Origin of the sequence: Pseudomonas migulae (assembly GCF_024169315.1) — a bacterium.
Taxonomy (GTDB): domain Bacteria; phylum Pseudomonadota; class Gammaproteobacteria; order Pseudomonadales; family Pseudomonadaceae; genus Aquipseudomonas; species Aquipseudomonas migulae_B.
On record NZ_JALJWR010000001.1, the window covers coordinates 3,380,084 to 3,402,277 of the forward strand.

Sequence of the window (22,194 nt, forward strand, 5' to 3'; positions counted from 1 at the left end):
CATGGATTTTGTGTACGGCCGAGATCAAATGTGGGAGCGGGCTTGCTCGCGAATGCCGCAACTCGGTCCTAAGCCAGCCGCAACGTCACTTCAACCCCACCCTCAACATTGCCGATACTCAATGTCCCACCATGCAACTTCACCACTTCTTCCACAAAGTTAAGCCCCAACCCCGTGCTTTTGCGCCCGCTGTCCGGACGCGGCAAGGAATAAAAGCGCTCACTCAATCGCGGCAACGCGTAGTCGGGAATGGCCTCGGCCTGGTTGAACAGTTTGAATTCAATCTGCTCCCCGACCTTCGCGGCGCTGAATCGCAGCACGCCCTTGGCCGGCGTGAAATCCAAGGCATTTTCCAGCAGATTTCCCAGCGCCTGACGCAACAGAAAGGGTTCACCGATCAGCGCCAGATCCGCCGGAATCGCCTGCTCCACCCGCAACTGCTTGCCTTCGATGCGCGCGGCCTGCGCATTCAGCAACTCATCGACCAGACTCGCCAACGGCACGGCCACCCGCTCTTCCAGGCCCTGGCGCTGCTCGACCTGAGCCAGATTCAGCAGTCGCTCGATCAACTGCTGCATCCGCACGCTTTCGCTGTCGATGTTGCTGACGAAACGCTGCTGTTGAGCCAGCGGCATCTCACCCTGCAGCAACTCCGCCGCGCCGCGAATCGCCGCCAGCGGGCTCTTCAGTTCATGGGTCAGCGTGTGCACATAACGCTCGACGTAAGCCTTGCCTTCCAGCTGTGTGCGCATCTGTTCCACCGCGGTCGCCAGTTGCTCCATCTCGCCGCCGCGATAATGCGGAACCTCGACCCGCCGGCCTTCACTCACGGCTTTCGCATAAGCGGTCAAGCGCCGCAGCGCCGCGCTGAGCCACCACGACAGCAGCGCGCCGAACAGCAAGCCGAGGCCGATCAGTCCGGCGCCATACGCGAGCAATCGACGCTCGGTGCGATCGACGTAAGGCTGTAATGAGCTGTTGGGTTTGGCGACCGTGACCACGCCAATGATCTGGCCGTTGTCGCGGATCGGTGCGCCGACGTGCATCACCGAGGAGCTGGCATCGTTCGGATCGCTGCGACTGGAGCGGGCGCCGTACTCGCCGCGCAGGGTCAGCAAAACATCGTTCCAGCGCGAGTAATCCTGGCCCACCGCCATGCCGCTGGAGTCAAGGACGACGATGCCCTTCGCGTCAGTGACGTAGATCCGGTGGTTGACCTGATTCTTCGGCAGCCCCCAGATATTGGCCTTTGGCTGACGCTCGCCGTAGGCCCTGAGCAGTTCCGGCCAGCGGTTCTGGTTGAGCGTGCCGGCCTTGAAGTCGTCGCGCAGGATTTCGGCCATCAGGTTGGCAGTGTCGACCAGGGTTTCTTCGGTGGACTGACGCACGCCTGGGCGGATTTCTTCCATCACGGTGCTGAGCACGAAGTAACCCGTCAGGCCGATGAACAGCACATAGACCAGAAAAATCCGGATCCCCAATGGCATCAGCTGTGTCCCGGGCTGTAGCTGTAGCCGAGGCCGCGATGGGTCTGAATCGGCTCGGCGTCGGCCTTCACCAGGCGCAACTTGGCGCGCACGCTCTTGATGTGGCTGTCGATGCTGCGCTCGTACCCGGCATCGGCGGCGACGCCCAGCGAATCGAGCAATTGCTCGCGGCTGAAGACGCGTTCAGGTTGTTCGAGCAGGCATTGCAGCAGACGGAATTCGTGGCGCGTCAGGGTCAGCAACTGGCCGCGATAGCTGATCTGCACGCGCTCACTGTCGATGCGAAACAGTGTCGATGCGACCTCGGCCACCGCACGCGGCACCATGCGCTTGAGGATGGCCCGAACGCGCGCTGCCACTTCCCGTGGGCTGAACGGCTTGACCACGTAATCGTCGGCGCCGATTTCCAGGCCCACGACCCGATCGATTTCCGCATCGCGAGCACTGAGGAAAATCACCGGCACGTCGCTGAAACGCCGCAGTTGCTTGCAGGTTTCGAAGCCACTGATGTCGGGCAGACCGATGTCGAGAATGATCAGGTCGGCGGGTGTCTGCCGTTGAAAATCCAGCGCGGCGGCGCCCAGGCTCAGCCACGTAGTGGTGAACCCCTCGCCCTGCAAGGCGAAAATCAGGGTGTCGGCAATCGCCGCTTCGTCTTCGACAATCAGGATATGAGGCATGGCGTCCGAGCCCGGCAGTTGAGTGGGCGAACGGTGCCCCAAGCCTCACCTCACGTCAATGAGACCACTTGAAATCAGCAGTCGGGCTTGTCGGCGGTGAAACGCCGCGCCGGGTTCACGGCCGCGCCGAATTCACGCAGGGCTTTGGCGCCGATCAGCAGCGGGTAGTTGAAGCTGCTGCGGTCGGTCAGGTTGACCTCGACGGTGCGCTTGACGTTGCCCAGGCACAGTTCCAGATCGACCACCGGACGCTTGGTGGGCGCCGCTGCATCTTCATCCTCGTCTTCTTCGGAGCGGGTCTTGATCTTGCTGATCCGCGCGACCTTGTGCTCGTAGACCTTGTTGCTCGCATCTTTGGTAGCGAGGCGGAAGCGCACCCACTCATCGCCGTCGCGGGTGAAGGTTTCGATGTCCTTGGCCGACAGCGACGCGGTCAGGGCGCCGGTGTCCATTTTGGCCTTGAGGACTTCGCCGCCGATTTCCGGCAGCGCAATGTATTCGTAGCGCCCATACAGGGTCGGCTCGGCGGCCAGGACCGGCAGGGCCACGAGGGAAAGCAGTGCGAGGAGGGATTTCACGTGATGGATGTCCTTGGGAGATGGGCAGCGGAATTTTAGACCGTCAGTGAGCAATTCGTTCGTTCTTGAGATCGCATCGCGGGCAAGCCCGCTCCCACAGGGTTTTGTGTCACACCGTAACCCCGTGAGCGATACAAAAACCTGTGGGAGCGGGCTTGCCGCGAAGGGACCAGAACAGTCACTGGAGCAATTTGATCCGAATGGCATCAAATATACCGAAACAAAGGTGAAACATTCGTCACCACCGATTTGGCCTGTCGCCCGAAGCTGCTTATCATGGCGCGCCCAAACGCTTTCAAGAGTTACTTATGCGCCGCCTGCTCACCGGCTGTTTCGTTACGCTGCTGCTGTTACTCAACACCCTGGTCCTGTTCGGGCCGCTGATGGTGTTTGCCCTGCTCAAACTGGTCCTGCCCGGCCGCTGGCGTGATTACGCATCAACAGCGGTGATGTGGATCGCCGAGACCTGGGCCGAGATCGACAAGCTGATCTTCCACCTGTGCATCCCCACGCAGTGGGACATTCGCGGCGGCGATGACTTGCGTCGCGATACCTCTTATCTGGTGATCAGCAACCATCAATCCTGGGTCGATATCCCGGCGCTGATCCAGACACTCAACCGGCGCACGCCGTTTTTCAAATTCTTCCTCAAGAAAGAACTGATCTGGGTACCGTTCCTGGGCCTGGCGTGGTGGGCGCTGGATTACCCGTTCATGAAGCGCTACACCAAGGCCTTCCTGGCGAAAAACCCGACGCTGGCGGGCAAGGACCTGGAGATCACCAAAGCGGCGTGCGAACTGTTCAAGCGCCAGCCGGTGACGGTGGTTAATTACCTCGAAGGCACCCGCTACACCTCGGCGAAAAGCACTCAGCAACAGTCACCGTTCACCCATCTGCTCAAACCCAAGGCGGGCGGTGTCGCGTTTGTGCTGGCAGCGATGGGTGAACAGCTGGACGCCATTCTCGATGTGACGGTGGTGTATCCGCAGCGGAAGATTCCGGGGTTCTGGGATTTGATCAGCGGCAACGTGCCGAGGGTCATCATCGACATCAACACCCGCGAACTCGACCCGGCACTGTGGCAGGGTGATTACGAGAATGATGCGGTGTTTCGCGAGACGGTCCAGAATTGGGTCAACCAGCTCTGGATCGAGAAGGACCGGCGCATCGACGCCTTGCGCGCCGAACGCCCCTGAATCAGCTGCCGGCGCCCCAGATTCCGCCCAGGCTCTGCAGCAGCGAACCGCCCACGCCCTGCTGACCGAGGTATTGCAGAATCACCGGGGCGAACTGGCCGATCATGCCGCTGTCCATGCCCAGCGCGCTGAACGCGTTGTTCAGGTCGTTGGTGTCCTTGACGTTGCCCAGCGCGTTATCCAGACCGGCTGCCTTGCCACTCGAACCGAGCAAACCGGCGAGCGCACCCAGTTCACCACCGCCCGACAACTGGTCGATGCCCGGTACGTTTTTAGCCAGTTCCGAATAGTCGGTCGAACTCAACTGGTTCTTCGCCAACCCCAACATTGCCCCGGTGCCACCGACGGCTTGTTGCGGTGTCACATTCAATTGGCTGAGCGCCCCCAGCAGACCGGCCGTTTCAGACGTCGGCGCTGCGGCTGTGGCGGCGTTCTCGCCCTTCATGCCGGAAATGGCATTGGCCGCATCGCTCAGGCTGAACTGAGCAAAGACCGGGCTGGCCGCCAGGGTCATGAGCGATGCCAGTGCAAAACCGCGTGAAATCTTCATCCAGACATCCTCTTGCGCTGTGAAAACCACCCGTCAATGGGGCGGAGAAACTGCCGGTTTGACCGGGTATCTGTCGGCATGTTCCTCGCCTGCGCATCCATTTTCACCATCACCACGTATATCAAACGTGAAACCCGGATGCCCCGCGATGACTGGCACAACCGCTGTCGCTGAACGAGCCTGTGAACAACAGCCCGAGTCCCGCTGCCGAAGGCGGCGATTTTTTAGATCACTTTCTACCAGTTGACGGTAATAAGCATTTCAAATTGAACTAGATACCTGTCAGATCTGACAGTAGGCAGCATTCATTAGCAAAGCGAACATCTGCTCCCACCCTGTAACGGAGTACAAATGATGAAGCTGAAAATTGCCACTGGTATCCTGGTTAGCCTGATGATGAGCACCGCCTATGCAGCAACTTGCCCGACGCTCTCGATGAGCCACTCTCAAGGCGGCGAAGAACTGACCTTCACCTCGGCACGCCTTAAAGACAAAGACACTCCCGATTCGGTTGTCATCTGCCGGTATGACGGCAAGGGCGACCTCGGCGCCTCGGTCGGCTACAGGAACGGTACCGCGGTTGAAGGCACTGGAAGCAACTGGAATATAGATGATTGTGTAACCGCTAACGGTGACGCCAGCAAATGCGCATTCCGAGCAAAAAAATGGAAAAATAAATGAAAAAAGGGCAACCCATGGGTTGCCCTTTTTCATCCGTGCAATTTACGCCGCGCTGAACAACTTGTGCGGATCGATCACAAACTTCTTCGGCACGCCCGCATCGAACTCGCCATAACCACGTGGCGCGTCATCCAGGCTGATGACTTCCACGCCAACGATGTCGGCGATATGGATACGATCCCACATGATCGCCTGCATCAGCTGGCGGTTGTACTTCATCACCGGGGTCTGGCCGGTGTGGAAGCTGTGGGACTTGGCCCAGCCCAGACCGAAGCGGATGCTCAGGCTGCCCATTTTCGCGGCGGCGTCCACAGCACCCGGATCTTCGGTCACGTACAGGCCAGGGATACCGATTTTGCCGGCGACCCGAACCACGCCCATCAGCGAGTTGAGCACGGTGGCCGGAGCCTCGTGTTTCACCCCGTCATGGCCGTGACCGCGCGCTTCGAAGCCTACGGCGTCGACGGCGCAGTCCACTTCTGGCTCGCCCAGCAGCGCAGCGATCTGTTCGTGCAGCGGAGTATCCAGGGACAGGTCGGCAATTTCGAAACCCTGAGCCTTGGCGTGCGCCAGGCGGACAGTGTTGACGTCACCGATGATCACCACCGCCGCGCCCAGCAGGCGAGCGGAAGCGGCAGCGGCCAGGCCGACCGGACCGGCACCGGCGATGTATACGGTGCTGCCTGGGCCAACGCCGGCCGTCACTGCGCCGTGATAACCGGTCGGCAGGATGTCGGAGAGGCAGGTCAGGTCGCGGATTTTTTCCATCGCGCGATCACGATCAGGCAGTTTCAGCAGGTTGAAGTCGGCGTACGGCACCATCGCGTATTCAGCCTGGCCGCCGGTCCAGTCGCCCATGTCGACGTAACCGTAAGCACCGCCCGGACGCGCCGGGTTAACACTGAGGCAGACACCGGTGTGCATTTCCTTGCAGGAACGGCAGCGCCCGCAAGCCACGTTGAACGGTACGGACACCAGGTCGCCGATTTGCAGGTTTTCGACGTCGCTGCCCTTCTCGATCACTTCACCAGTGATCTCGTGGCCCAGCACCAGACCGGTCTGAGCAGTGGTACGGCCGCGCACCATGTGCTGGTCGGAACCACAGATGTTGGTGGAAACCACACGCAGGATGACAGCGTGGTTGATCTTCCTGCCGCGCGGGTCCTGCATTTTCGGATAGTCGATTTTCTGTATTTCGACTTTGCCATTGCCGAGATACACCACACCACGATTGCCAGACATGCTTTCACCTCGCTGTTGTTTTTATGTAGCGGTCGCGTCGCCATGGAGCGGCGGCGCGTTGATTGCTCGGGTTGTTGCCTGTGTCTTTTTGCGTTGTTCATGAGGGCCTCTTCGCGAGCAAGCCCGCTCCCACATTGGATCTTCGGTGTGACTGAGATTTGTGGGCAGACACAAATCCCTGTGGGAGCGGGCTTGCCCGCGAAGGCGATCTAAAGAACGACGGTTCTGTTCGCGTTGAGAAACACCCTTCGCTCGATGTGATATCCAACGGCACGAGCCAGGGTCAACCCTTCAATATCCCGCCCCTTGGCGATCAGATCTTCCGGGTAATGACTGTGGTCCACAGCCTCCACGCCCTGGGCGATGATCGGTCCTTCGTCCAGGTCGTTGTTGATGTAGTGCGCCGTGGCGCCTACCAGTTTCACGCCCTTGTTGTACGCCTGGTGGTAAGGCTTCGCGCCCTTGAACCCCGGCAGCAAGGAGTGATGGATATTGATTGCCTTGCCGTCGAGTTTGCGGCATAGCTCCGGCGACAGAACCTGCATGTAACGGGCAAGGATCACCAGTTCGGCGCCGGACTCCTCGATCACCTGCCACACCTGACGCTCCTGCGACGGCTTGTCGTTCGGGTCCAGCGGGAAGTGGTAATACGGAATCTGGTGCCAGTCGGCCAGCGGCTTGAGGTCCGGGTGGTTGGAGACCACGGCGGCGACGTCCATCGACAACTGGCCGATGCGCTGGCGGTAGAGCAGATCGTTGAGGCAGTGATCGGCCTTGGAAACCATGATCACCACTTTTGGCCGGTAGTTCGGCTCGGTCAGCTCGAAGACCATGCCGAAGGCTTGACCGCGTTCCGCCAAACCCGCGCGGAAGGCTTGTTCATCGAAACCGTCGGGCTGGCGGAATTCCACGCGAATGAAGAAACGGCCCGAGAGCCGGTCATCGAAGGAGTGGTGCTCGGTGACGTAGCAGCCCTGCTCGAACAGAAAGCGGGTCACCGCGTCCACGGTGCCGAGGACGCTGGGGCAGTCGGCGGTCAGAATCCATGTGTCTGGGGCGCGGCTCATAGTGCGGTGACTCCTGCTGCAAATTAGGTGGTCGCAGAGACCCCTGTGGCGAGGGGATTTATCCCCGTTCGGCTGCGAAGCAGTCGTAAAACCAGTCAACTCAATTTGGCTGGGATACCGCGTTGTGAGGTTTCAGGGCTGCTGCGCAGCCCAACGGGGATAAATCCCCTCGCCACAAAGGCCCCTCCCCACAAAAACCCCTAGCCACAAACGATCATTAAGCCTGAACGCTAAGCCCGTACTCGGCTGCCGCATCCTGTAACCACAACCACCAATAATCCGAGAAGCTGCGGCGGATCAGCAGTTCCCAGGTGTCTTCGGCGGTGTGGCGGATCACCAGTTGCGACTTGGCGAACACGGTGCCCACGGCCTTGCCCACCGGAAAGCTGTTCGGGTGCACGTCGTAGCTGGTGGATTTCATCAGCACCTGGCGCACGTTCGGACCGCTCAGTTCGAGGATCTGCTGGCCGCCGCTGACGTTGACGATCTGAATGTGCAGGTCGCCCAGCGCTTCACGCAGTTTCTGCTCCGCGGCGAACTCTTCGCCGGTTGGCACGATCAGCAGCCATTCATCCGGCCCCACCCATTGCAGGCTGGTTTCGCCTTTGACGATGACGCTCAGTGCGCCCGGCAATTCGATGCCCAGCGCCTTGTGCACGCCCGCGGCAAACGCAGCTTCGTGGCCATCGCCACGAATGGTCAGGTGGCCGAGGAGTTTTTTCTCACGCACGATCACGCCGGCGTTTTTGCGACCCTTGCCCACCAGGCTGGCGAGGTCGGCGTGATGCAGCGACGACTCGGCCTTGGCCCCGGTGGTTGGGCGTTGTTGGTAAACATTGGCTGCGGTCATAAAGCACCTTTCCTGAATTCTGTTGGTTGCGGTCCTTGTGGTGGCTGTTCTGCCGCCTTCGCGAGCAAGCCCGCTCCCACATTCGACCGCGTTCCCCTGTGGGAGCGGGCTTGCTCGCGAACGGGCCGACTCGGTGTCATTGCCCACCCGCAAGCTCAAGAGCCACTAGATGTTCTGGCGATCACCTTTCGGATCGAAGAACACCGAAGAAACGATTTCCGCCTCGATCACGCTGCCATCGGCCAGCGGTGCGAACACGCGCTCGCCGATGCGCTTCAAGCCGCCCTTGACCACGCCCATGGCAAACGAATAACCGAGGGAGTTGTGCAGGTAGCTGGAAGTGACGTGACCGACCATCGTCATCGGGATCGTCTGCTTGGTGTTGAACACCAGTTGCGCCCCTTCCGGCAGCCATTTGGTCGGATCGATCGGCTTCAGGCCCACCAGCTGTTTACGTTGATCACGCACGCAGTCTTCGCGGTTCATGCCACGCCAGCCGATCCACGAGAACGGTTTGGTGCGACCGACACACCAGCCCATGTTCAGGTCATCCGGGGTCATCGAGCCGTCGGTGTCCTGACCGACGATGATGAAGCCCTTCTCGGCCCGCAGGATGTGCATGGTTTCGGTGCCATACGGCGTCAGGTTGTACTGCTTGCCGGCCTCGACGATTTTCTCGAGCACGCCCATGGCGTAGTCGGCTTGCACGTTGACTTCGTACGACAGCTCACCGGTAAACGAAATCCGGAACACCCGCGCCGGCACACCGCCGACCAGGCCTTCTTTCCAGGTCATGAACGGGAAGGCTTCGTTACTCAGGTCGATGTCGGTGACTTCGCTGAGCAGCTTGCGGCTGTTCGGCCCGGACAGGGTCATGGTTGCCCAGTGATCCGTCACGGAAGTGAAGTACACCTTCAGGTCTGGCCATTCGGTCTGCTGGTAGATTTCCAGCCATTGCAGCACGCGTGCGGCGCCGCCAGTGGTGGTGGTCATCACGAAATGGTTGTCGGCGAGGCAAGCGGTAACGCCGTCGTCGAAGACCATGCCGTCTTCTTTGCACATCAGGCCGTAACGGGCCTTGCCCACGTCGAGCTTGGTCCAGGCGTTGGTGTAGATGCGGTTGAGGAATTCACGCGCATCCGGGCCTTGAATGTCGATCTTGCCCAGGGTCGACGCGTCCAGCAGGCCGACGCTGTCGCGCACGGCTTTGCATTCGCGTTTTACAGCTGCGTGAATGTCTTCACCGTTTTTCGGGAAGTACCACGGACGTTTCCACTGACCCACGTCTTCGAACTCGGCGCCATTCTTCACGTGCCAATGATGCAGCGCAGTGAAGCGGACAGGTTCGAAGATGTGCCCGCAGTGACGGCCGGCCACGGCGCCGAAGGTCACCGGCGTGTAGTTCGGACGGAACATCGTGGTGCCCATCTGCGGGATGGTCACGTTCAGCGAACGGGCGGCGATGGCCAGGCCGTTGACGTTGCCGAGCTTGCCCTGGTCAGTACCGAAGCCCAGTGCGGTGTAGCGTTTGACGTGCTCGACCGACTCGAAACCCTCGCGGGTCGCCAGCTCGATGGCGGCGGCGGTGACGTCGTTTTGCAGGTCGACGAATTGCTTCGGCGCCCGTGCCGTGTTCTTTTCGTGCGGCACCTGGAACAGCGCCAACGTAGGCTCTTCCAGACGGCTCAGGGCTTTCGGCAAGGTGCCTTCGACCACGCTAAAACCGGCTTCGCTGGCGGCGCGGGCCCCACCTTCAAAACCATCGGCCAGCGAATCGCCGAGGCCGTAGACGCCATTGATGCCACCGACACACACCCGTTTCTGCGGTGCTTCGCCCGGTACGAAACCGAGGATGTCTTCACGCCAGATCGGCTTGCCACCCAGGTGCGAAGCCAGGTGAACCACTGGGCTGTAGCCGCCGGAACTGGCGATCAAATCGCAATCGAGCCACTCGCCAGGACTGGTCACGGCGTGGGCTTTTACATCGATCGCGGCGACGCGAGCGGCGGTCACGTGCTTGCTGCCACGGGCCTCGATCACGGCGCTGCCGGTCAGGATGCGAATGCCTTTGGCGCGGGCTTCTTCCACCAGCGCACCACGCGGGTTGCTGCGGGCGTCAGCGATGGCCACCACTTGCAGACTGGCGTCGAGCCAATCCAGCGCAACGCGGTAGGCGTGATCGTTGTTGGTCGACAGCACCAGTTTCTTGCCCGGTGCCACGCCGTAACGGCGCACGTAAGTCGAGACAGCGCCGGCGAGCATGTTGCCCGGCACGTCGTTGTTGCCGTAGACCAGTGGACGCTCGTGAGCGCCGGTCGCCAGGACCACGCGCTTGGCGCGAACCCGGTGAATGCGCTGACGCACCTGGCCAATCGGGGCGCGGTCGCCGAGGTGATCGGTCAGGCGCTCGTGAATGGTCAGGAAGTTATGGTCGTGGTAGCCGTTGACCGTGGCGCGCGGCAACAGCAGCACGTCCGGAGTGTCTTTCAGTTCGGCGATGACGCTGGCGACCCATTCGGTGGCCGGTTTGCCGTCGAGGCTTTCGCGGGAATCGAGCAGGCTGCCGCCGAACTCTTCCTGTTCATCGGCGAGGATTACGCGAGCACCACTGCGAGCTGCTGCCAGTGCGGCGGCCAGGCCAGCCGGGCCACCGCCGACGATCAGCACGTCGCAGTGCTGGTTCATGTAGTCGTAGGTGTCCGGATCGTTCTCGGTCGGCGAGCGGCCAAGGCCGGCAGCCTTACGGATGTACTTCTCGTAAGTCATCCAGAACGATTGCGGGTACATGAAGGTTTTGTAGTAGAAACCCGGTGGCATCAGCTTGCCGCCGACCTTGCCGAGAATCCCCATCATGTCGTTGTTCACGCTCGGCCAGCCGTTGGTGCTGGTGGCAACCAGGCCTTGGTACAGCGCTTGTTGCGTGGCGCGTACGTTCGGGATTTGCGTGGCTTCGGTCGCGCCGATCTGCAGCACGGCGTTCGGCTCTTCGGCACCGGCAGCGAAGATGCCGCGCGGACGGGAATACTTGAAGCTGCGACCGATGATGTCGACACCGTTGGCCAGCAGGGCAGCGGCCAGGGAGTCGCCTTCAAAGCCTTTGTAGACCTGGCCGTTGAAGGTGAAGCTCAGCACTTTGTTGCGGTCGATCCGTCCGCCGTTGGACAGGCGATTGATCTGGCTCATACCTTCTCTCCCAGAGCCGTGGCGGCCGCTTTCGGGCTGTCGGTCTTGTCGGTGAATTGTGGCTTGGTGCCGATCTTGTAGGTTTCCAGAATCTCGTAGGTCACGGTGTCGCGGGTGGCGTTGAAGTACTGACGGCAACCGGCGGCGTGAATCCACAATTCGTGGTGCAGACCGCGAGGGTTATCGCGGAAGAACATGTAGTCGCCCCACTCCTCGTCGGTGCAGGTGTTCGGATCCAGTGGACGCGGGATGTGCGCCTGGCCGGATGCGTGAAATTCCTCTTCGGAGCGCAGCTCGCCGCAGTGAGGACAGAAGATATGCAACATGGGGATTTCTCCTGTTAGTGGGCAACCGCAGCAGCGCCGTGTTCGTCGATCAACGCACCGTTGTGGAAACGGTCGATGGAGAAAGGTGCGGCCAATGGGTGCATTTCACCCTTGGCCAGGCTTGCGGCAAATACGTTGCCCGAGCCAGGTGTTGCCTTGAAGCCACCGGTGCCCCAACCGCAGTTGAAGAACATGTTCGGTACCGGGGTTTTCGAGATGATCGGGCACGCATCCGGCGTGGTGTCGACGATGCCGCCCCACTGACGGTTCATGCGTACGCGGGACAGCACCGGGAACATCTCGACGATGGCCTGGATGGTGTGTTCGATGACCGGGTACGAACCACGCTGGCCGTAGCCGTTGTAGCCGTCGATACCGGCGCCGATCACCAGGTCGCCCTTGTCGGACTGGCTGATGTAGCCGTGCACGGCGTTGGACATGATCACGCTGTCGATAATCGGCTTGATCGGCTCGGACACCAGCGCTTGCAGCGGGTGGGATTCGATCGGCAGACGGAAACCGGCCAGTTTGGCCATGTGCCCGGAGTTACCGGCCGTGACCACGCCGACGCGCTTGGCGCCGATGAAACCCTTGTTGGTTTCAACACCGATGCACACGCCGTTTTCCTTGCGGAAACCGATCACTTCGGTCTGCTGGATCAGGTCCACGCCCAAGGCGTCGGCGGCACGCGCAAAGCCCCACGCCACGGCATCGTGACGGGCCACGCCGCCGCGACGCTGGACGGTGGCGCCCATCACCGGGTAGCGAGTGTTCTTCGAGCAGTCGAGGTACGGAATCTCGTCGGCCACTTGCTTGGCATCGAGCAGTTCACCGTCCACGCCGTTGAGGCGGTTGGCGCTGACCCGACGCTCGGAATCACGAATGTCCTGCAGGGTGTGGCACAGGTTGTAGACGCCACGCTGGGAGAACATCACGTTGTAGTTCAGGTCCTGGGACAGGCCTTCCCACAGTTTCATCGCGTGTTCGTACAGATGCGCCGACTCGTCCCACAGGTAGTTGGAGCGAACGATGGTGGTGTTGCGCGCGGTGTTACCGCCGCCCAGCCAGCCTTTCTCGACCACGGCCACGTTGGTGATGCCGTGCTCTTTCGCGAGGTAGTAAGCCGTGGCGAGACCATGCCCGCCACCGCCGACGATGACCACGTCATAGACCTTTTTAGGGGTCGGCGTGCGCCACATTTTCTGCCAGTTTTCGTGATGGCTGAGGGAGTGTTTGAAGAGGCCGAAGCCCGAGTAGCGTTGCATAGTCATTTACTCCAAAACCGCGCTCAGCGATAAACCGGGAAGTCCGCGCACAGTGCCGACACTTGCTGCGCGACATTGGCCTCGACATCGGCGTCGCCGAGGTTGTCGAGGATGTCGCAGATCCAGCCGGCCAGCGTGACGCACTGGGTCACCTTGAAGCCGCGCGTGGTCACCGCCGGGGTGCCGATGCGCAGGCCGGAGGTCACGAACGGCGACTGTGGATCATTCGGGACAGCGTTCTTGTTCACGGTGATGTGGGCGCGACCGAGTGCTGCGTCCGCCTCTTTGCCGGTGAGGCCCTGACGGATCAGGCTGACCAGGAACAGGTGGTTATCGGTACCGCCGGACACTACATCGTAGCCGCGTTTGATAAATACGCCGGCCATGGCTTGGGCGTTATCGATCACTTGTTGTTGGTAAGCCTTGAAGCCAGGTTCCAGTGCTTCCTTGAAGCACACAGCCTTACCGGCAATCACGTGCATCAGCGGGCCACCCTGGGCACCCGGGAAGACTGCCGCGTTGAGCTTCTTCTCGATTTCTTCGTTGGCCTTGCACAGGATCAGGCCGCCACGCGGACCGCGCAGGGTCTTGTGGGTGGTGGTGGTGACCACGTCGGCGTAAGGCAGCGGGTTCGGGTACAGGCCGGCAGCGACCAGACCGGCGACGTGAGCCATGTCGACGAACAGCAGCGCACCGACCTTGTCGGCGATCTGGCGGAAGCGTGGGAAGTCGAGGGTCTTGGAGTAAGCCGAGAAGCCGGCAACGATCATTTTCGGCTTGCATTCGACGGCCAGGCGCTCGACTTCGTCGTAGTCGATCAGGCCGGTTTTGGTGTCGATACCGTACTGCACGGCGTTGTACAGCTTGCCCGAGGACGACACTTTGGCGCCGTGGGTCAGGTGACCACCGTGGGCCAGGCTCATGCCCAGAATGGTGTCGCCCGCCTGGATCAGGGCCAGGTAAACGGCGCTGTTCGCGGAAGAACCGGAGTGCGGCTGGACGTTCGCGTAATCGGCGCCGAACAGTTGCTTGGCGCGTTCGATGGCCAGGGCTTCAACCTTGTCCACGTGCTCGCAGCCACCGTAGTAGCGCTTGCCCGGATATCCTTCGGCGTATTTGTTGGTCAGGCCACTGCCTTGCGCTTCCATGACGCGTTTGCTGGTGTAGTTCTCTGACGCGATCAGCTCGATGTGATCTTCCTGGCGTTGCTCCTCGGCATTCATCGCCGCCAGCAGTGCATCGTCGTAACCCTTGATCTGGTCTTGCTTGCTGAACATCGCGTCTCTCCCAGCGGCGGCTTCTGCGCCTTTCGTCTCGGTGAGGCACGTACCTTTCGGCAGTGCCCTTTGAATGCGATGGTATGACCGGCGCAGACAGGTCAAATGCCTACGGACGCCACGCAAAGGTGCGTTTACGACATGGGCGGAAATGGGTGGGAAAGGAAGCCTTTGGTGGCGAGGGGATTTAGCGAGACGTCGCACCGCCCCGTTCGACGGCGAAGCCGTCGCAATACTTGCTCGCGGGGTATCCCTGAAAGAATGCAGGGGGCCGCTTCGCGGCCCAACGGGGATAAATCCCCTCGCCACAAGGGCGGGGTCAGGCCAGGAGTTGGCGCAAGGCCAGAAGCACGAGGAAATGCGCGGGATAGAGCGCATACGCCCAACGCCGCATCGGCGGTGGCTTGAAACGACCGGCATGTCGCAACAAGAACAACCCGAGCAATGGCGCTATCAGACAAGCGGCGATGCCAAGGATCGCGGCACTACTGCCGAACCGGGCCGAGGCATACAGCACATGCCATTGATTGGCTGCCATGCAAACCAATCCCGGAAACAGGCTGAAATACCAGGGCCGCCTGATCACCAGCAACATCGCCAGCGGCAGCAGAACACCAAAGAAGCCGAACATCAGACGTTCCGAGAACAGCGCCGCCAGCGTCAGAGCGCCAACCGCAAGCAGTCGCGATTGCAGCGTTTCCTGCTGCCAACCGCGGGCGACCAACAGCCCGAGCGCCAGCGTCGGCAACACGTTCAAGGTGTTGGGATCAGGAATGAACATCCTGTAGGGGATTTCACTGATGGCACTGAACAGCAACAACCATCCCAGATACCGCCACGGATGTGTGACTTCCCGTCCCCGCGAAACATTCACCGCCATCGCCAGGCAGAACCACGGAAATGCCAACCGGCCTGGCACATACAGAATATCGACGGAATAGCCGACATATCGCAGGTGATCGAGCACCATGCTCAGCAGCGCCAGCCACTTCAGCAGATCCAGTGCCCCATCCCGTTGCGTCATGTGCATAATTGCCCGTCGTCTCCGTAATGTTCTGTCAGACGCAACCCGTGTGCTCCCCGGATGATCTTCGGTAAAGTGCGCACCATCATTGACCACGAGACGCTTCACCATAAGCGTCTCGACCACGGAAAGCAGGGCCATGACCGATAAGAGCCAACAATTCGCCAGCGACAACTATTCCGGTATCTGCCCTGAAGCCTGGGCTGCCATGGAACAGGCCAACCACGGCCACCAGCGCGCTTACGGCGACGATGAATGGACCGCCCGCGCGTCCGATCAATTCCGCAAATTGTTCGAAACCGACTGCGAAGTGTTCTTCGCGTTCAACGGCACTGCGGCCAACTCATTGGCCCTTTCGTCGCTATGCCAGAGTTACCACAGCGTGATCTGCTCGGAAACCGCCCACGTCGAAACCGACGAATGCGGCGCGCCGGAATTCTTCTCCAACGGCTCCAAGCTGCTGGTCGCTCGCACCGAAAACGGCAAGCTGACGCCGGAATCGATCCGCGAAGTGGCCCTCAAGCGCCAGGACATCCACTACCCGAAACCGCGCGTCGTGACCCTGACCCAGGCCACCGAAGTCGGCAGCATCTACACCCCGGAAGAAATCCGCGCCATCAGCGCCACCTGCAAAGAACTGGGCCTGAACCTGCACATGGACGGCGCGCGCTTCTCCAACGCCTGCGCATTTCTTGGCTGCTCTCCGGCCGATCTGACCTGGAAGGCCGGCGTCGATGTGTTGTGCTTCGGCGGCACGAAAAACGGCATGGCCGTGGGTGAAGCGATTCTGTTCTTCAACCACAAACTGGCCGAAGACTTTGACTATCGCTGCAAACAGGCCGGTCAGCTGGCGTCCAAGATGCGCTTCCTCTCGGCACCGTGGGTCGGGATTCTGGAAAACGACGCCTGGCTCAAATACGCCCGCCACGCCAACCACTGCGCGCAGTTGCTGGCCGAACTGGTCAGCGACATTCAAGGCGTTGAACTGATGTTCCCGGTGCAGGCCAACGGCGTGTTCCTGCAACTCTCGGAACCGGCCATCGCCGCGCTGACCGCCAAGGGCTGGCGCTTCTACACCTTCATCGGCAACGGCGGCGCACGCTTCATGTGCTCGTGGGACACCGAGGAAGAGCGCGTGCGTGAACTGGCGGCGGATATCCGCGAAGTCATGTCTCGCTAAGCAGCAACCGGATCCCCTGTGGCGAGGGGATTTATCGGAATGCCGCACCACCCCGTTCGGCGGCGCAGCCGTCGTAAAATCTGCGACCTCATTCCATCTGACAGATCGCGGTGAATGGTTTTGGGGCCGCTTCGCGGCCCAACGGGGATAAATCCCCTCGCCACAAGGTTCGCTCCTCCACTTCCCGCCTGCGCCAGCTCCATCGTCTACATTGTTTGTCGAGCCCTCAGCTCAGATAACAATAATCAGGAGCGTACGCATGTCCTTACAAGGCAAAACCCTGTTCATTACCGGCGCCAGTCGCGGGATCGGTCGAGAGATCGCGCTGCGGGCGGCGCGAGATGGGGCCAACATTGTGATTGCGGCCAAAAGCGCCGAGCCGCACCCCAAACTGCCGGGCACGATTTTCAGTGTGGCGAAGGAGGTCGAGGACGCAGGCGGCAAGGCCCTGGCCTTGCAGGTGGATGTGCGTGATGAAGTCGCGGTGCGTGAAGCACTGGCCCGAGCCAACGAACATTTCGGCGGCATTGATGCGCTGATCAACAATGCCGGCGCAATCAAGCTGACAGGCGTGCAGCACATCGAACTCAAGCGCTTCGACCTGATGCATCAGATCAACACCCGTGCCGTGTTGCTGTGCAGCCAGGCGGCCCTGCCCTATTTGAAAAAAAGCAGCGGCCATATCCTCAACCTGTCGCCGCCGCTCAACCTGGCCACCCAATGGTTCGCCCAATACAGCCCGTACACCGTGACCAAGTACGGCATGAGCATGCTCACATTGGGGATGAGTGAGGAATTCAAGAATTACGGTATTAGCGTCAATTCATTGTGGCCGCAGACGATGATCGCCACTGCCGCCATCGAATTTCAGCTGGGGTCACGGGAGTCATTCAAGCATGCGCGTACGCCGGCGATCATGGCCGATGCGGCCCATGCGATCCTGGACAGCAGCGGTCGCAGCATTACTGGGCGGTTGCTGATTGATGAGGAGATTCTGCGGGAAAACGGGGTGACGGATTTTGAAGGGTATCGGTTCGCGCCGGACACAACCGACCCGCTGATGCCGGATCTGTTTATTGATTAAGTGAAACGCTTTTAGAAAGAGCCAACACCTCATAGCTCACTGACAAATCTTGCGGACAGTCGTATCAACAGGCGGACTTATATAGTTCGCCGCTTCAACAAGGTTACTTCAGTAGTGCTCAACCCTTCGCCGATCAGCCAAAAACCCATCCGATAACTTTCAATGACCCCACGAATATATATTCAACTTCCCTCTTCAAATATGAAATCGCGCGCGTAAAAACTCCTACACCACGCCTGCAACACTTCCTACACAATCTTCCAACAAAACACCAACTCACCGCCACTTATGCTGCGTTGACTTTCCTAAAAATCAGCCAAATCATTATTAAACATTCAATATCGATTTATTTCAGCGTACAAAGCCGTAATATCAGTCACGCCTCATAACAGGGCAACAGAAACAACCCTTAAGACAAGAGCCCCTCGATTTATGTCCCTTATTACTAAGTCTCCAAGCCACGCCACTACGAACTCCAACTCAAGCTCACCCTCCATCAACAATACGACAACACCCACAGCACAAACCTTGGCATCCACTACTAACACGAGCAACCCACTCGCTTTAGACTCATTAGCATGTGCAAAAAGAAATAGCGCCGCTGCAGATTCCGCGCTAGAGAAAATAAAAGGCTCGCCTGAGAAATTTAAACTCGCCACCTCAGTAGTAGTCGCACGAAACCAAGAGCTGAAAAATCTCAGTGGCTTTATCCATACAGCAAACTTCGACACGCCGAAAGACAATACCTATTTTTGGTGCGGAAACAGTAAAGACGCAAACAACAACCCTGAATATAGCGCAATGCTCACAGCTCAAAGCCTCGCAAAATCTTCGGGCGGACGTACCATCGAAATGACTCACGGAGGTCAACAACTACACAACTATCAAGGTGAATCAAGTTATCAGAAAATTAATACACGCTTCCAGTACTTGGAGTCTGCGAAGCCGAACGAACCTCACAACTTACGAGGCGAATTGATGGCCAAAGGTGCAAAGGCAGCAGGCCATGATGATGTTGCGCCTATTGCCGAACTGGGAAAGCACGAAAGCTCAGTCGCTGGTACCTTGTGGGATGTAGCATCTGCTAATTTCTCCAATCAAGCGGAAGGCATTGTTCGTGTCATTCACGCAATTCCAAGTAGCGACCCGTTTTTTCAAAGCAAGCAATTTGAAACGAGTACTTGGATTGTAAAGGAAGAACCAGCCCTGAAGGCGCAAGGAAAAACGACGGTGCAGAGATTTTTTGCTGAAGATTTGACCGGCAAACTAGAGAAGTTTTAATTTCCGCTCCAGAACATCTTTTTACAAACAACTCGCGAACACTAGAAACACTCACTCTACATCCCTCTCTGCATAGCGAGAGGGATGTATTTGATCCGAAAGAAAAAGCCAGTCACGCTCTTGAGTTAAAACTCGATGCGCACATCGCCCTTCGGCACGCTGCAGCACGACAGGATGAACCCTTCGGCTTCGTCTTCTTCGGTGATCCCGCCGTTGTGGTCCATTTCGACCTCGCCTCCCAGCTTCATCACCTTGCACGTCCCGCAGATCCCCATCCCGCAAGCCTTTGGAATCAGCAAACCCAACTTGGCAGCCGCGGCGTGGACCGTTTCTCCCGGCGCAACGCGAATGCTCTTGCCGGACGCGGTGAATTCCACTTGGTGCAGATCCGCCACATCGATGTCCGGTGCGTCGGCTGCAATTTCGGCTTGCTCCACCGCATCGGCCCGGGCTTCCGGTGGCGTAGCACCGAAGGACTCTTCGTGATAACGCGACATGTCGAAACCGGCGGTTTCGAGCATGCGTTTCACCGCGTTCATGTACGGCGTCGGGCCGCAGCAGAACACTTCGCGCTCAAGGAAGTCCGGTGCCATCAGCTCCAGCATCTTGTGATTCAGGTATCCGCGATAACCGGCCCATGGCTCGCCCAGACCATGCTTCTCGCAGATCAGGTGCAGGCTGAAGTTGTCGATCCGCGACGCCATGTGTTCCAGCTCGCGGTGGTAAATGATGTCTTTTGGCGAACGGGCGCTGTGGATAAACACCATGTCGACGTTGCCGTTGGTGTCGTAGAACCAGCGCGTCATCGACATCACCGGCGTAATGCCGACACCGCCGCTGAGGTAGAGCACTTTCGGCGCGGTGAAATCCATGGCGTTGAACAGCCCGACCGGCCCGTGTACCGCCAGTTCCTGACCTTCGTGCAAGGTGTCATGCAACCAGTTCGACACCTTGCCGCCCGGTACGCGCTTGATGGTCACCGAGAAGCTGTACGGCACCGACGGCGAGCTGGAAATGGTGTAGGAGCGCATGATCGGCACGCCTTCGATTTCCAGCTCCAGGGTGACGAACTGCCCCGGCTTGAAAAAGAACAGGATCGGCTGGTCGGCCATAAAGCAGAAGGTGCGCACATCCCAGGTTTCCTGGATGACTTTGACGCAACGGACGATGTGTCGACCATTGGCCCAGGTCTGGGTGGTTACCGGATTCAGGAAGCTGTTGGACATGCTGTTCTCCACCGCCGATGGTCGGCCTTATGTTGGCGATTCTGCGTATAGCGCGAGCCACCCATTTACCTATCTGCGACATTCACATACTTATCGCGACCAGCCCCCAACTACCGGGGGTTGCGCGTCGGGAACAGATTGGGCCATGTCGCCCATGGATAAGGTTCCGGACAACGCCGGCCCCACACTCGCCCCATACCAAGACACATTCTTTACACCTTGCGTAGCAAACCTGATTAGCCACTTTCGCCGGCCACACAGAATGGCCTTGAGGATTAAATGATGGACGTCACTACTACCCTGAGCCTGGGCGATCCACTGGAACCCGCACGCAAGGCCACCGCGCAGATGCTGCAAGAGCGCGAGCGTACGTTCTCGCTGCCGCAGCCGTTTTACTCTGACGAGCGGCTGTTTGATATCGACATGCAGGAAATCTTCCAGAAAGAGTGGTTGATCGCCGGCATGGCCTGCGAAATCCCGACCAAGGGCAACTACCTGACCCTGCAAGTCGGCAAGAACCCGATCATCGTGATTCGCGGTGCCGAAGGCGTGGTGCATGCGTTCCACAACGTCTGCCGTCACCGCGGTTCGCGGCTGTGCACCAGTGAAAAAGGCAAGGTCGCCAAGCTGGTCTGCCATTACCACCAGTGGACCTACGAACTCGACGGTCGCCTGCTGTTCGCCGGCACCGAGATGGGCGCCGACTTCGACATGAAGCAGTACGGCCTCAAACCGGTGAACGTGAAGACCGCCGGCGGCTACATCTTCATCAGCCTGTCGGAGAATCCGCCGGCCATTGATGACTTCCTGTCGACGCTGAACCATTACATGGAACCGTACGACATGGAGAACACCAAGGTGGCGATTCAGACCACCTTGTTCGAAAAAGCCAACTGGAAACTGGTGCTGGAAAACAACCGCGAGTGCTACCACTGCAACGCGTCGCACCCGGAACTGCTGAAAACCCTGCTGGAATGGGACGACGTCACCGACCCGCGCGCCGACCAGGCGTTCAAGGACCATGTCGCGGCCTCCGCCGCGGCCTGGGAAGCCGAGAAGATTCCTTACGCCCACGCCAGTTTCGGCCTGCGTAACCGCATCGTGCGCATGCCGCTGCTCAAGGGCACCGTGTCGATGACCCTGGACGGCAAACAGGGCTGCGCCAAACTCATGGGCCGCATCAAGAACCCGGACCTGGGCTCGATGCGCATCCTGCACCTGCCGCACTCGTGGAACCACTGCATGGGCGACCACATCATCGTCTTCACGGTGTGGCCGATCAGCGCGCAGGAAACCATGGTCACCACCAAGTGGATCGTTCACAAGGACGCGGTCGAAGGCGTGGACTACGACGTGGACCGCATGCGCCAGGTCTGGGACGCCACCAACGACCAGGACCGTCGCCTGGCGGAAGAGAACCAGCGCGGGATCAACTCCACCGCGTACCAGCCTGGGCCTTACTCGAAGACTTATGAGTTTGGTGTGGTGAACTTTGTGGACTGGTACAGCGAACGTCTGTTGAACAACCTGGGGGCCGAGCCTGCGCCGTACCTCAAAGGTGTTCCTGTAAGCGGTTAAGTCAAAAGCTTCGCGAGCAAGTCGAATCGTCGCACCGCCGCTCCCACAGTGTTTAGGGTGTCCACAAACGTTGTGTACACCACTGATCCTTGTGGGAGCGGCGGTGCGACGATTCGACTTGCCCGCGAAAGCGCCCTCCCATTCACCGCACATCTCCCCAGATACTCCCGCAACCTAGAACTGTACGAAATATGATCTATTACGTTCAGGCCTATACCGAACGTGGCTTCCAGCCTTCCACAAACAAGTTATCCACACCTCCACCCACAGCTAATGGGGACAAGTGTGGTTTTACACTAAACTTTCTCCACAGAAACCGAAGAAAATCCGTGACTTATCCAGAAGCAGGGTTTTCCGCAGCGATTGGTTGTTTTTTGACCGAGCGCTTGCACAGCACGGTTTACAAGGCCTGTAGAGGATGGCGAACACCTTATCCACA

General features: G+C 59.5%; 19 protein-coding genes. 6 read left to right on the plus strand and 13 right to left on the minus strand.

The features are described 5' to 3' along the window. Positions 1-68: 68 nt before the first annotated feature. The 3 genes from creC to J2Y86_RS15510 form a co-directional block, all read right to left on the minus strand. Positions 69-1,487, minus strand: a complete 1,419-nt coding sequence (creC, locus tag J2Y86_RS15500) for a two-component system sensor histidine kinase CreC (RefSeq protein ID WP_253432982.1) — start codon at positions 1,485-1,487, stop codon at positions 69-71. Further along, entirely contained in the window at positions 1,487-2,167 is a 681-nt protein-coding gene (gene creB, locus J2Y86_RS15505; RefSeq protein ID WP_253432985.1) for a two-component system response regulator CreB, read from the minus strand. Before creB ends, creC begins: the two co-directional genes overlap by 1 nt. Positions 2,168-2,241: 74 nt before the next feature. Next, complete coding sequence (locus tag J2Y86_RS15510) at positions 2,242-2,745, minus strand: ATP-dependent zinc protease family protein (RefSeq protein ID WP_017341175.1); 504 nt, start codon at positions 2,743-2,745, stop codon at positions 2,242-2,244. A 308-nt stretch (positions 2,746-3,053) separates the two neighbouring features. On the opposite strand from J2Y86_RS15510, the gene J2Y86_RS15515 reads away from it, so the two are divergent. After that, positions 3,054-3,941, plus strand: coding sequence for an acyltransferase (locus J2Y86_RS15515; protein ID WP_253432987.1), 888 nt, complete (start codon positions 3,054-3,056; stop codon positions 3,939-3,941). A gap of 1 nt (position 3,942) precedes the next feature. Here J2Y86_RS15515 and J2Y86_RS15520 read toward each other — a convergent pair whose 3' ends face one another. After that, positions 3,943-4,491 carry a DUF2780 domain-containing protein gene (locus tag J2Y86_RS15520; RefSeq protein ID WP_253432990.1) on the minus strand — a complete coding sequence of 183 codons (549 nt, stop codon included), beginning with the start codon at positions 4,489-4,491 and terminating at the stop codon, positions 3,943-3,945. Between the two features lie 351 nt (positions 4,492-4,842). Here J2Y86_RS15520 and J2Y86_RS15525 point away from each other — a divergent pair, with 351 nt between their 5' ends. Next, positions 4,843-5,172, plus strand: a complete 330-nt coding sequence (locus J2Y86_RS15525) for a hypothetical protein (protein ID WP_253432993.1) — start codon at positions 4,843-4,845, stop codon at positions 5,170-5,172. Positions 5,173-5,214: 42 nt separating this feature from the next. On the opposite strand, the gene fdhA is transcribed toward J2Y86_RS15525, so the two are convergent. The 8 genes from fdhA to J2Y86_RS15565 form a co-directional block, all read right to left on the minus strand. Continuing rightward, complete coding sequence (gene fdhA, locus J2Y86_RS15530) at positions 5,215-6,414, minus strand: formaldehyde dehydrogenase, glutathione-independent (protein ID WP_007947729.1); 1,200 nt, start codon at positions 6,412-6,414, stop codon at positions 5,215-5,217. Between the two features lie 209 nt (positions 6,415-6,623). After that, a complete protein-coding gene (gene purU / locus J2Y86_RS15535) occupies positions 6,624-7,481 on the minus strand; it encodes a formyltetrahydrofolate deformylase (protein ID WP_109635419.1) in 858 nt (285 codons plus the stop codon). Between the two features lie 217 nt (positions 7,482-7,698). Next, positions 7,699-8,331, minus strand: coding sequence for a sarcosine oxidase subunit gamma (locus J2Y86_RS15540; RefSeq protein WP_253432996.1), 633 nt, complete (start codon positions 8,329-8,331; stop codon positions 7,699-7,701). 165 nt (positions 8,332-8,496) lie between these two features. Beyond that, positions 8,497-11,514 carry a sarcosine oxidase subunit alpha gene (locus J2Y86_RS15545; protein ID WP_017341181.1) on the minus strand — a complete coding sequence of 1,006 codons (3,018 nt, stop codon included), beginning with the start codon at positions 11,512-11,514 and terminating at the stop codon, positions 8,497-8,499. After that, positions 11,511-11,840, minus strand: a complete 330-nt coding sequence (locus tag J2Y86_RS15550) for a sarcosine oxidase subunit delta (RefSeq protein ID WP_253432999.1) — start codon at positions 11,838-11,840, stop codon at positions 11,511-11,513. The genes J2Y86_RS15545 and J2Y86_RS15550 overlap by 4 nt, the downstream gene beginning before the upstream one ends. A gap of 14 nt (positions 11,841-11,854) precedes the next feature. Continuing rightward, positions 11,855-13,105 carry a sarcosine oxidase subunit beta gene (locus J2Y86_RS15555; RefSeq protein WP_007947735.1) on the minus strand — a complete coding sequence of 417 codons (1,251 nt, stop codon included), beginning with the start codon at positions 13,103-13,105 and terminating at the stop codon, positions 11,855-11,857. Between the two features lie 23 nt (positions 13,106-13,128). Then, complete coding sequence (gene glyA, locus J2Y86_RS15560) at positions 13,129-14,382, minus strand: serine hydroxymethyltransferase (RefSeq protein WP_150634431.1); 1,254 nt, start codon at positions 14,380-14,382, stop codon at positions 13,129-13,131. 319 nt (positions 14,383-14,701) lie between these two features. Then, a complete protein-coding gene (locus J2Y86_RS15565; RefSeq protein ID WP_253440315.1) occupies positions 14,702-15,412 on the minus strand; it encodes a TraX family protein in 711 nt (236 codons plus the stop codon). A gap of 133 nt (positions 15,413-15,545) precedes the next feature. Between J2Y86_RS15565 and J2Y86_RS15570 the strand changes: the two genes are divergently transcribed. The 3 genes from J2Y86_RS15570 to J2Y86_RS15580 all read left to right on the plus strand — a co-directional run bounded on the left by J2Y86_RS15570 (position 15,546) and on the right by J2Y86_RS15580 (position 18,951). Then, positions 15,546-16,586 (plus strand): threonine aldolase family protein, encoded by a 1,041-nt coding sequence (locus J2Y86_RS15570; RefSeq protein WP_017341185.1) that lies wholly within the window; start codon positions 15,546-15,548, stop codon positions 16,584-16,586. 259 nt (positions 16,587-16,845) lie between these two features. Further along, positions 16,846-17,670 (plus strand): SDR family oxidoreductase, encoded by an 825-nt coding sequence (locus J2Y86_RS15575; RefSeq protein ID WP_253433002.1) that lies wholly within the window; start codon positions 16,846-16,848, stop codon positions 17,668-17,670. Between the two features lie 432 nt (positions 17,671-18,102). Then, positions 18,103-18,951 carry a hypothetical protein gene (locus J2Y86_RS15580; RefSeq protein ID WP_253433006.1) on the plus strand — a complete coding sequence of 283 codons (849 nt, stop codon included), beginning with the start codon at positions 18,103-18,105 and terminating at the stop codon, positions 18,949-18,951. A gap of 125 nt (positions 18,952-19,076) precedes the next feature. On the opposite strand, the gene gbcB is transcribed toward J2Y86_RS15580, so the two are convergent. Continuing rightward, complete coding sequence (gene gbcB, locus J2Y86_RS15585; RefSeq protein ID WP_253433009.1) at positions 19,077-20,177, minus strand: glycine-betaine demethylase subunit GbcB; 1,101 nt, start codon at positions 20,175-20,177, stop codon at positions 19,077-19,079. Between the two features lie 282 nt (positions 20,178-20,459). Here gbcB and gbcA point away from each other — a divergent pair, with 282 nt between their 5' ends. Continuing rightward, a complete protein-coding gene (gbcA, locus tag J2Y86_RS15590; RefSeq protein ID WP_253440317.1) occupies positions 20,460-21,755 on the plus strand; it encodes a glycine-betaine demethylase subunit GbcA in 1,296 nt (431 codons plus the stop codon). Positions 21,756-22,194: the final 439 nt, after the last annotated feature.